This is a genomic window from Desulfovibrio piger ATCC 29098, assembly GCF_000156375.1.
Classification (GTDB): Bacteria; Desulfobacterota; Desulfovibrionia; order Desulfovibrionales; family Desulfovibrionaceae; genus Desulfovibrio; species Desulfovibrio piger.
In genome coordinates this window covers 46,987-57,961 of the sequence record NZ_DS996360.1, presented here as the reverse complement: position 1 = coordinate 57,961, position 10,975 = coordinate 46,987, and the positions used below count along the sequence as shown (strand labels likewise).

The window sequence follows — 10,975 nt, the reverse complement described above, 5'->3', positions numbered from 1 at the left end:
CCAGGCCCCCTGCACCCCCTGCCCCGCCTTGGTTCCCGGTTCCTTTACGGCGCGCCGGGGCAAGGGGTGGAGAGGCTGCATAGATGGAACAGAGGGATCTGGGTATGCAGCCGTACGCGGAAAGGTTGGACAGAAGCAGGAGTACTGGTTCAGCCAGAGAGAAAGTCGGGCCGCTCCTGATGGAGCGGCCCGACCGGTAAAGCGCGTTTAGGAGAGGATGGGGGGGAGCTTGAGGGGGGAAGGAGGGACCTTCACGCGCGTGCAAAAGGTCCCTCCTTCCCCCCTCAACAACTTTGGGCTCCCGCTCTCGCCCGCCCCTTCAACGCTACAGCGAAAGCAGCGTCATGGCTATGGGGATGGTGATGACGGAAAGGATGGTCGACAGGCTGACCAGCAGCGCCCCGAAGGAGGCATCCGTCTTGTAGACGGCGCCGAGGATGGAGATCTGCATCATGCAGGGCAGACCGGCCTGGATGATGAACACCTTTTCCATGAGCTCGGGCAGATCCACGAAATGCAGCATGCCGGCCAGTATCAGGGGGCAGATGACCAGCTTGCCCAGCAGGGCCAGCACCAGGTCGCGCGAAAGGTGCAGATGGCGCAGATCCATCTTGTAAAGACAGATGCCGATGAAGATCAGGGCCAGCGGCGTGGTGAGGTTGCCCATATAGCGCAGGGCCTCCTGCACGAAATCCGGCAGGCCCAGCCCCAGCAGGGTCATGGCCAGCCCGGCCAGGAAACCCAGCATGGGCGGCGAGAAGATGTGGCGCACATTGTCCAGCAACGTGGCGGAACCGCGCAGCTCTTCGTTGTCGTGGCTGATGAGGTAGCTGCCGACGCTCCAGAAAAAACTGGTATTGGCAAAGAAATACAGCAGCACATAGGGCGCGGCCGCATCCCCGAACAGGGCCAGATTGACGGGCAGGCCGATGAAGACCGTATTGGACGTGGAGAAGCTGGCGCAGAACAGGCCGAAATGCCGCCGTTCCACGCGCGCTATCGTGGCTATCAGCCAGGCCACGCCAAACGTCAGCAGGATGCTGAGCAGCGGGAAGAGCGAGCCGTAGAGCAGATGGACGAGATCGTCCCGGCCGAAAGAATGCGTGATGGTATAGAACAGGTAGGAAGGCAGGGCCACAGTGGTGACCAGCCGGGGCAGCAGGATCTGGGTCTCGGGCGAGAACCAGCCTTTACGGGCCAGCACATACGCCACCGTGACGATGATCTGCAAACTGAGGATACCCTGAAGAGCGTGGAAAAAGACCATGACACACCTGTGCGGCAGGAAAAGGCCCTGCCAGGAAACGATGGTCCCGCACTGCATCGGCGGCAATGCGGGACCATCGGTAAACGAGCGGGCGTCTTTCGGCGTTCCGGGCATCATACCGGCCCCGAAGAGCCGGACGGATGCCCGGAAGGAACAGGCGCAGCCTCACAGGGGATGACGGCACGGCACCGTCCCTCCCGCGGGCGCCCGTCCCGGCCGGGAAAGCGTCCTAGACTTTCTTGTACATGGCGCCGCTGTCGGCGGAGCTCACCATGCTGGCGTAACGGCGCAGCACGGGGTAGGGGCATTCCTTCTGCGGCGGCACCAGCTCGGCGCGACGGCGGGCCAGTTCGGCTTCGTCCACCAGCAGGTCCAGCTTGCGGTTGGGGATGTCCACCAGGATGCGGTCGCCGTCACGCACCAGGGCGATGGGGCCGCCATTGGCGGCTTCGGGAGAGATGTGGCCGATGGCCGCACCGTTGGTACCGCCGGAGAAGCGGCCGTCGGTGAACAGGGCCACGTCCTTGCCCAGGCCCATGCCGGTGATGGCGGCGGTGGGGGACAGCATCTCGCGCATGCCGGGGCCGCCCTTGGGACCTTCGTAACGCACCACCACGCCGTCGCCGGGCTTGATCTTGCCGTCGAGGATGGCGTGCATGGCGTCTTCTTCGCTCTCGAACACGCGGGCGGTCACTTCGCGGCGCATCATCTCGGGCGCCACGGCGGACTGCTTGACCACGGCGCCGTCAGGGGCCAGCGAACCGCGCAGGATGGCGATGCCGCCTTCCTTGGAATAGGCGTTGTCGATGGTGTGGATCACGTCCGTATCCAGGATATGGGCGTTGCGTTCCTTCAGGTTCTCGCCCACGGTCTTGCCGGTGACGGTCATGCAGTCCTTGCGGATCAGGTCCAGCTTGTCCAGCTCGCTCATGACGGCCGGGATGCCGCCGGCGTTCTCCAGGTCCACCATGTAGTGGTGGCCGGCGGGGGAGAGCTTGCAGAGGTTGGGGCTCTTGCGGCTCACTTCGTCGAAGACGGACAGGTCGATGTCCAGGCCGGCTTCATGGAAGATGGCGGGCAGGTGCAGGGTGGTGTTGGTGGAGCAGCCCAGGGCCATGTCCACGGCGATGGCATTTTCCACGGCGCCGCGGGTCACGATGTCGCGGGGACGGATGTTGCGCTTCACCAGATCCATGACGCGCATGCCGGCCTGCTTGGCCAGACGCACACGGGCCGCATGCACGGCCGGGATGGTGCCGTTGCCGGGCAGGGCCACGCCGATGGTCTCGGCCAGGCAGTTCATGGAGTTGGCCGTGAACATGCCCGCACAGGAACCGCAGCCGGGGCAGGCGCGTTCTTCCCACTGGGTCAGTTCTTCTTCGGTCATCTGGCCGTTGCGCACGCGGCCCACGCCCTCGAACAGGGTGATGAGGTCGCCCTGCTTGCCGGGGGTCAGGGTACCGGGCAGCATGGGGCCGCCGGAGACCAGCACCGAGGGGATGTTCAGGCGCATCATGGCCATGAGCATGCCGGGCACGCACTTGTCGCAGTTGGGGATGAAGACCAGGGCGTCGAAGGCGTGGGCGCGGGCCATGATCTCGATGGAGTCGGCGATGAACTCGCGCGAAGGCAGGGAGAAGCGCATGCCTTCGTGGTTCATGGCGATGCCGTCGCACACGGCGATGGCGGGGAATTCCAGGGGGGTGCCGCCGGCCATGCGCACGCCGGCCTTGACGGCCTCGGCCAGCTTGCCCAGGTGCAGGTGACCGGGCACCACTTCACTGGCGGCGTTGACCACGCCCACCAGAGGACGTTCCATTTCCTCGCGGGTCAGGCCCAGGGCATAAAGCAGGGAACGGTGAGGGGCCTTTTCCAGGCCGGATTTCATTTTTTTGCTGTTCTCTTCCATGACGGTATCCTTTGGACGTTTGTCAGCAGCCCGCGCGGCGGCAGGGGGCCGCAAAGGGTTCGCGCGGGTATCTTGTGCATGGGCGTCACGGGGGCAGCGGCGCGGCAGCCCGCCGCATGGTGGCGTTGAGGGCGGGGCGGGACCGCCGGTAAGGCGGCCGCTCCCGGAGCGGCTGGGCCGCGTCCTCCGGTGCGCTGTTTGTGCGTGCGCTCAATGTTTTTTCATACGCAAAAAGCCGGAGGCCGTAAACACTTGTCCCCGGCGGCCGTTCGGCCGGCAAGGTACGCCGCGCCCCATTCCCGGCTTGTGGCAGGCCGCAAAGTGGGCTAGGTTTTCCCGCATGGAAAACAGGACGAATCCCCCCTCCACGCCAAGTCTGGCGCGTCGCTATATATGCAAGCTGCTGGCCAACGTGGCTTCCGTGCCGGTCTATCTGGCCATGGAAGCCATCCTGCCCCGTGCCCTGGGCCCGGCCATGTACGGCAACTACAGTTTTGCCACCAACTTTTTCCAGCAGCTGTTCATGTTCCTGGACATGGGCACGTCCACCTGCTTCTACAATGCCCTGTCCCGGCGCCAGTCCGAAACGGGCCTCATCAGCTTCTACATGCGGCTCTGCCTGCTCATCGCCGTCATCAGCCTGCTCATCGCCGGTGCCATGCAGGTGCCCCTCGTCGGCAACTGGCTCATGCCCGACGTGCCCCTGTGGCTGGCGCCTCTGGCCGCCATCTGGGCCTTTCTGACCTGGTGGGGCCGCGTGCTCCGCTCCATGAACGACGCCGTGGGCGCCACCGTGCAGTCCGAGATGGTGCGCACCGTGGTCTCGCTCTCGGCCGTTTTCCTGCTCATCGGCCTGTTCCTGCTGGACTGGCTGAACATCTTCAGCCTTTTCGGCCAGCAGTACGCCATGCTGGGCGTCACGGCCCTGGGCTACTGGATCGTCACCCGGCGCCATTGGGAACGCTGCTACGGCGGCCCGGACGCCACCTTCTGCCTGCGCCTGAGCGCCGACAGCAACAAAGCCTACTGCCACGAGTTCTTCACCTACAGCCATCCGCTCTTCGTCCAGGCCCTGCTCATCTTCCTCATGGCCGCCGCGGAACGCTGGCTGCTGCAATGGTTCGACGGCAGCGCCGAGCAGGGCTATTTCGCCCTGGGGCACAAGGTCTGTCTGGCCTGCCTGATGTTCGTCTCGGCCATGACGCCGCTGGTCATGCGTGAGCTCTCCATCGCCTGGGGGCAGCGCGACCTCCAGCTCATGGGCCGCCTGGTCAACCGCTTCGCCCCCCTGATCTATGCCGTAGCCGCCTACTTCGCCTGCTTCAGCATGGCCGAGGGCCCGGCGCTGGTGCGCATCTTCGGGGGCGCGGAGTTCACGGCCGCCATCCTGCCCGTGCAGATCATGGCCCTCTACCCCCTGCACCAGTCCTATCTGCAGCTGGCCAGCTCCGTGTTCCACGCCTCGGGTCGTACCCGCGAACTGCGCAACCTCACCCTGCTGGAATGCGTCTACGGCATGACCACGGCCTGGTTCCTGCTGGCGCCCGAAGCCTACGGCGGCCTGCATCTGGGGGCCGTGGGCCTGTCCATCAAGACCATCGCCGTGCAGTGCGTGACCGTCAATATCTGCCTCTGGCGCGCCTCGCGCTTCGTGCCCATCCGGCTGCTGCCCATCATGCTGCACGAGATCTGGTGCGTGCTGGTGCTGGCCGCCGTGGCCTTTGCCTGCCGCGAGCTCACCCTCATGCTGGGCCTGGGCGGCATCGACTCCCTGCTGCGCTTTCTGGTCTCCGGCGTCGTCTACACCCTGGCCGCCGCGCTCATGGCCCTGCTCATCCCCCAGCTGCTGGGCATGAGCCGCGCCGAAATGAGTGAAAAGATCCGGAAGCTGCGCGCCCGCCTGGGACGCTGACCGTTTCGATCCTGAGGAAGGGCAGCCCCCAAGAGCCCCTCATGCTTCCTCAAAAACGCCATCCCGGTCTCTGGAAGACGTCCCGGGATGGCACCTCTGCAACAGATTGAGGATACAAGCCGCTGCCTGTGGAGGATGGGGACTGCCGGGCCCTGTCCGCAGCAGGCCAGCACAAGGGCCTTGGCAAGGCAGGCACGGGGAAAATCCCCAAGCCCGGGCATGCCCCCTTGCAATATTTCCGTCCCGGGACTACTTTTTTGCTTCCGGCTGGGGGAGCCTGCGGGCTGAGAAAGGGTGCAAGGACCCTGACCCCTAGGGCCGCCGTGCGGCCCTGCACCTGATGCAGATAGTGCTGTCGAAGGGAAGCTGGCAACGTGCGCTCTTTTTGCGCCCAACGTGCCCGTTTCGCCCTCTTGCAAGGTGGACGGGTTTTTTTGTGGAGGCAGTATGCAACTCACCATCAATGGCGAAGCCTGTACCTGTGCCGAAGGCCTGACCGTGGCGGCCCTGCTGCGGGAGCGGGAACACGACGCCACCGCCGTGGTCGTGGAACACAACGGCCGGATCGTGCCCGCCGCGGACTTCGCGGCCACCGCCCTGAACGAGGGCGACGTGCTGGAGATCGTGCAGTTCGTGGGCGGCGGTTAGCCGTCGGCACGACGACGTTTTTTTCTTCCTCTGCGCCCTGTGCGCACCGCGCGGCCCGGTCGGCCGCAGGAGACCATCATGAGCGATTTTCAGAACAACGATCCCCTCATCATCGGCGGCGTGGAACTGCAGAGCCGCCTGTTCATCGGTACCGGCAAATACAGCAATGACGCCCTCATCCCCGACGTCTGCGCCAGCAGCGGCGCGCAGGTGATCACCGTGGCCATGCGCCGCGTGGAAAAAGGCCAGCAGGGCATCGTGGGGCACATCCCCTCCCACATGCGTCTGCTGCCCAACACCTCCGGCGCCCGCACCGCCGAAGAGGCCGTGCGCCTGGCCCGTCTGGCCCGCGCCGCCGGTTGCGGCGACTGGATCAAGATCGAAGTCATCTCCGATACCCGTCACCTGCTGCCCGACGGCTACGAGACCGCCAAGGCCACCGAGATCCTGGCCAAGGAAGGCTTCACCGTGCTGCCCTACATCAACCCCGACCTCTATGTGGCCCGCGCCTGCGTGGATGCCGGTGCCGCCGCCGTCATGCCCCTGGGCGCGCCCATCGGCACCAACCGCGGCCTGCGCACCCGCGAGATGATCGGCATCCTCATCGAAGAGATCGACCTGCCCATCGTGGTGGACGCCGGTATCGGCCTGCCCTCCCATGCCTGCGAGGCCATGGAGATGGGCGCCGCCGCCTGCCTGGTGAACACCGGCATCGCCTCGTCCACCGATCCGGTGCTCATGGGCCGTGCCTTCCGTCAGGCCGTGGAAGCCGGTCGCGCCGCCTGGCTGGCCGGTCCCGGTGCCGTGCGTGCCAGCGGCGAAGGCGCCCAGGCCTCCTCTCCGCTGACGGGCTTCCTGCGCTAGGTCGGGGGCAGACATGGAAAACTTTCAGCAATATCTGGAAAACTGGCCGCGCGAACGCCGCAGCCAGATAGCCGCCGGCGCCACCGAAGACCAGGTGCGCGCCGTGCTGCGCAAGGACTACCTGCAGCCCGCCGACTTCCTGACCCTGCTCTCGCCCGCGGCCGCGCCCCTGCTGGAGCAGATGGCCCAGCGCGCCCATGAGCTGACCCTGCGCTACTTCGGCCGGGCCGTGAACCTGTTCACGCCGCTCTACGTGTCGGACTACTGCACCAACCAGTGCCGTTACTGCGGCTTCAATGCCAACAACAAGCAGCCGCGCCGCCACCTGAGCCCCGACGAGGCCTACGACGAAGCCAAGGCCATCGCGGACATGGGCCTGCAGCACATCCTGCTGCTCACCGGTGATGCCCGCAAGCTCTCCTCGCCCGAGTACATCGCGGAGGTCGCCCGCCGCATCAAGCCCCTGTTCGCCAGCGTGGGCATCGAAGTCTATTCCATGACCGAGGACGAATACCGCCTCATGGTGGAAAGCGGCGTGGACAGCATGACCATGTTCCAGGAGACCTACAATCCCGAGCTCTACGACTGGCTGCATCCGGTGGGCCCCAAGAAGGACTACGCCTTCCGCCTCAACGCCCCCGAACGCGCCGCCCGCGCGGGCATGCGTTCCCTGGGCCTGGGCGCCCTGCTGGGCCTGGATGAGTTCGAACAGGACGCCTTCGCCACCGGCCTGCACGCCTGGTGGCTGCTGCGCCATTACCCCGGCGTGGACGTGGGTCTGTCCATCCCCCGCATCTGTTCGCATGAGGGCAGCTTCGACATCCCGCACGCCCTCGATGACCGCCGCTTCGTGCAGTATGTGACGGCCCTGCGCTGCTTCCTGCCGCGCTCGTCCATCACCTGTTCCAGCCGCGAGAGCGCCTTCATGCGTGACCACCTGATCCCGCTGGGCGTGACCCGCGTCTCGGCTGGTGTGTCCACCGCCGTGGGCGGCCGCAAGACCCATGCCGACAACAGCGGCCAGTTCGACATCACCGACCACCGCAGCGTGGAACAGATGATCGCCGACCTGACCAGGAATGGCTACCAGGCCGTCATCAAGGACTGGGAAGACCCCACCCTGACCCACGCTTAGGCAGAGTGTTGTTGAGGGGAGGAGGGACCCCTCTGCTGGCGCGAGAGGGGTCTCCCCTCCCCTCAAACTCCCCTCCCCCTCCCCAGCGCGCTTTATTCGGGAGGGACGTCTTTCCACCGGAAAGACGTCCCTCCTTTTCATACGGGGGCGGGGCAGTCCACCTCTTCATGAGGGACCGGATTCGCCCGTTGTGGCCGGGTCCCTGTCCATTCCGTGGATGCGGCCCGGAAAGGGCTGTTTCAGGATGACGTTTGGACGCATCCATCCGTAAACCGTTTTTCAGGAAGTCTGCCATGAGTGAGAACGTGTTGCGTCAGGGCCTGACGCGCTATCTTTCCCCGGCCCAGCTGGAGGCCCTGCGGGCCGCCCGGGTGGGCGTGGCCGGTGCGGGCGGTCTGGGCTCCAATGCCGTCATGATGCTGGCCCGCAGCGGCGTGGAGCATTTCCTGCTCATCGACGATGACGTGGTGGACGCCTCCAACCTCAACCGGCAGCAGTTCTGGCCCCGTCATCTGGGCCGCCCCAAGGTGGAGGCCCTGGCCGAACTGGTGCGGGAGCTGAACCCCGACGCCCGGGTGGAGACCTGCCGCCTGCGCATCGACGCCGCCAACGTGGACGAACTGGTGGCCCGCTGCCCCCTGTGGCTGGAAGCCCTGGACGGCGCGGCGGACAAGCGCCTGCTGGTGGAAAAGGTCATGCTCTCGGGCCGCCGCATCGCCAGTGCCTCAGGCATGGGCGGCTTTGGCGGCAAGCCCATGCAAAAGCGCATGCTGGGCAATCTGGTGCTGGTGGGCGACTTCGAGACCGACATCCTCGAATATCCGCCCCTGGCCCCGCGCGTGACCGAGGCCGCGGCCCTGCTGGCCGACGCCATGCTGGAATTCATCCTCACCGGCGTGGAATAGGTCTTTTCTGAGGGGCTCCTTCCCCTGATACCTTGCGCCTGGCGTGGCCTGAAAAGGAGGAAATGCCCATCCCACAGCTGCCTGTATCGCCAACGAGTACGGCCTGCGGCTGCCTTCCGCCGCTACGGACAAAGGGATGGCCTGCCCTTTTTTTCCATGTTTCTCCATAACGACAGGATACCCCTTGTCGGCACCTGCCCAGAGCCATGACGAACGTACGGCCCCGGACTGCATGACAGTCCGGGGCCGTACGTTCTGATAAAGCGCGCTGGGGAGGGGGAGGGGAGCTTGAGGGGAGGGGGGACCTCCTCTCGCGCCAGCAGCGACCGAATGGCGGCCCGCAGGGCCGTGCCCGTTGCGACAAAGGAAGCTACGGGCATCGACAGCAGCGATGGGGTCCCTCCTCCCCTCAAAAGACTAACTTAACCCGGCCAGCAGCTGGATGGCGGCCAGATGCTCCAGTTCCTCGCTGAGGGTGAGGGCCTGGCCCAAACAAGGGGCCGAAGCGCACAGGCCGTGGCGGGTCATCCATACGGCCTCGAAGTCGCGGGCGGCCTGCCCCACGGCCTCGGCCAGTTCGCGGGTGCCGGGTTCGAAGGCCGGAGCGTAGCCCAGGCGGGCCCGCCAGACGCCGGACTCGAAGACCGGCAGTTTCAAAAAGCGCTCCTGCCAGTCCGTCAGGCCTTCCAGCTTCAGGGCCAGGGCCAGCAGCCGGCGGGGATGGGTGTGCAGGATGGCCCCGCACTGGGGCCGGGCCGCGTAGACTTCCAGATGCATGAGGCCTTCGCTGGACGAAGGACCGCCGTACAGGGTGGCGCCGCTCCGGGCATCCAGCACGCACAGGTCCCGGAGCGTCAGGCGCCCCTTGGCCGCGCCGCTGCGGGTGATGACGATGCGCTCGCCTTCGGGGCTCAGCCAGCGGCAGCTGGCGTTGCCGTTGCAGCCGGCCAGCATGCCGCCGTGCCAGGCTTCGCGGCAGACTTCGGCCAGTTCCCGGACGATGGACGACGGCAGCCCGGCCAGGGCAATGTCCCGGCCCTGACGCTGGTGGAAACAAGGAAAGGACATGATCTAGGCCTCCGCGGATACGGCAAAGTGATCAAAGCCCTGGAGCGCGTCCAGCGGCTCGTTGTTGCAGGTCAGTTCCCCGTCATCAGTGATGGTGCCGATGCTCATGAAGCCGGGGATGGCCGCATGCAGGATGGGCAGCATGTCCGGGGCGCAGGAGCCCAGCAGGGCGTAATCCTCGCCGCCCAGCAGGGCCTCGTGCACGGGGTTGAGCCCGTTCTCGCGGGCATGGCGCACCACTTCGGGATGGAGCATGCCCTGCGGCAGCAGGATGGCCGCTCCCAGACCGCTGTCCGTGGCGGTGCCCGTGTCGCCTTCGCGCCGGGCCCGGCTCTCGCCGGTACGGCCCAGCAGGCGCGGCAGGTCGCGCATGATGCCGTCGGAAAGGTCCATCAGCGCCGGGGGACGGGCATTGGCGCCCGCCCGGGCCAGCATGAGCCCGGCATCCACCTGCGGCACGGGCAAAAGATGCGCGGCGCAGGCAGCGGGCCAGTGCTCCAGCGCGGCCCGGCCTTCCTTCTCCAGCACCTGCAGGCCCACGCGGGCCAGGCCCGGACGGCCCACCACGAACAGGCTGTCCCCGGGCATGGAGCCGCCCCGCACGAGGAAGTCCCCGCCCGTGTAGGATTCACCCCAGATGGTGATGCTCACGTGCAGGAAGGGGCTGCGGGACAAGTCGCCGCCCGCCAGGGCCAGACGCTGTTCCTGCGCCAGAGCGGCCATGCCGGAGAAAAAGCGGTCGAGCCACGCGGCATCCACGTCATCGGGCAGGCCCAGGGCCAGGGTGAAGGCCAGCGGACGGCCGCCGCAGGCCGCGATGTCGCTCACATTGACGGCCAGGGCCTTGTGGCCGATCTCCTCGGGCGTGAAATAGGAGCGCCGGAAGTGGACATCCTCCAGAAAGAGGTCGCTGCTCACGCACAGGGGCGTGCCGGCCTTGAGCACGGCGCAGTCGTCGCCCCTGCCCAGCAGCAGGGAAGGATGCGTGGCCGGGAAATGCCGGGCCAGACAGGCAAGGATGCTGTCTTCAGAAGCGCGCGAAGGCTGGGACATATCAGTCCTCCAGTTGCAGATAGTCGGCCAGGATGACCTTGATCCCGAAACCGGCAAAACTCACCTGTACTTTGTTCGGGGGCATGAGGCCGAGGATCTTGCCCCGGCCGAAGATCTTGTGGCGGCAGAAGCAGGGACGCTTGCCCGCGGCCACGGCTCCGGCGGCGGCCAGCACCGAACCACCGGCGGCCTCCCCGGCGGGAGCGGCGGACGC

10 protein-coding genes are annotated in these 10,975 nt (G+C 66.4%); 5 read left to right on the top strand and 5 right to left on the bottom strand.

The features are described from left to right. Positions 1-325 precede the first annotated feature (325 nt). Positions 326-1,267 (bottom strand): AEC family transporter, encoded by a 942-nt coding sequence (locus DESPIG_RS11010; RefSeq protein ID WP_040370076.1) that lies wholly within the window; start codon positions 1,265-1,267, stop codon positions 326-328. Between the two features lie 229 nt (positions 1,268-1,496). Next, complete coding sequence (gene ilvD / locus DESPIG_RS11005) at positions 1,497-3,176, bottom strand: dihydroxy-acid dehydratase (RefSeq protein ID WP_006008659.1); 1,680 nt, start codon at positions 3,174-3,176, stop codon at positions 1,497-1,499. 340 nt (positions 3,177-3,516) lie between these two features. Here ilvD and DESPIG_RS11000 point away from each other — a divergent pair, with 340 nt between their 5' ends. The 5 genes from DESPIG_RS11000 (at position 3,517) to thiF (ending at position 8,640) form a co-directional block, all read left to right on the top strand. Next, positions 3,517-5,088 (top strand): lipopolysaccharide biosynthesis protein, encoded by a 1,572-nt coding sequence (locus tag DESPIG_RS11000; RefSeq protein WP_006008653.1) that lies wholly within the window; start codon positions 3,517-3,519, stop codon positions 5,086-5,088. 447 nt (positions 5,089-5,535) lie between these two features. Further along, positions 5,536-5,736 carry a sulfur carrier protein ThiS gene (gene thiS / locus DESPIG_RS10995; protein ID WP_006008647.1) on the top strand — a complete coding sequence of 67 codons (201 nt, stop codon included), beginning with the start codon at positions 5,536-5,538 and terminating at the stop codon, positions 5,734-5,736. Between the two features lie 78 nt (positions 5,737-5,814). Next, positions 5,815-6,600, top strand: coding sequence for a thiazole synthase (locus DESPIG_RS10990; protein WP_006008645.1), 786 nt, complete (start codon positions 5,815-5,817; stop codon positions 6,598-6,600). Between the two features lie 13 nt (positions 6,601-6,613). Further along, positions 6,614-7,735 (top strand): 2-iminoacetate synthase ThiH, encoded by a 1,122-nt coding sequence (gene thiH / locus DESPIG_RS10985; protein WP_006008643.1) that lies wholly within the window; start codon positions 6,614-6,616, stop codon positions 7,733-7,735. Between the two features lie 293 nt (positions 7,736-8,028). Further along, positions 8,029-8,640 (top strand): sulfur carrier protein ThiS adenylyltransferase ThiF, encoded by a 612-nt coding sequence (thiF, locus tag DESPIG_RS10980; RefSeq protein ID WP_006008640.1) that lies wholly within the window; start codon positions 8,029-8,031, stop codon positions 8,638-8,640. A 417-nt stretch (positions 8,641-9,057) separates the two neighbouring features. Here thiF and DESPIG_RS10975 read toward each other — a convergent pair whose 3' ends face one another. The 3 genes from DESPIG_RS10975 to DESPIG_RS14130 all read right to left on the bottom strand — a co-directional run. Continuing rightward, positions 9,058-9,708, bottom strand: coding sequence for a class II aldolase/adducin family protein (locus tag DESPIG_RS10975; protein WP_006008638.1), 651 nt, complete (start codon positions 9,706-9,708; stop codon positions 9,058-9,060). A gap of 3 nt (positions 9,709-9,711) precedes the next feature. Next, the gene (gene thiL, locus DESPIG_RS10970) at positions 9,712-10,761 is read right to left on the bottom strand and encodes a thiamine-phosphate kinase (protein ID WP_006008636.1); all 1,050 of its coding nucleotides are present in this window, start codon (positions 10,759-10,761) and stop codon (positions 9,712-9,714) included. Position 10,762: 1 nt separating this feature from the next. Continuing rightward, on the bottom strand, positions 10,763-10,975 hold a 213-nt coding region (locus DESPIG_RS14130; protein ID WP_006008634.1), incomplete at its 5' end, for a hypothetical protein.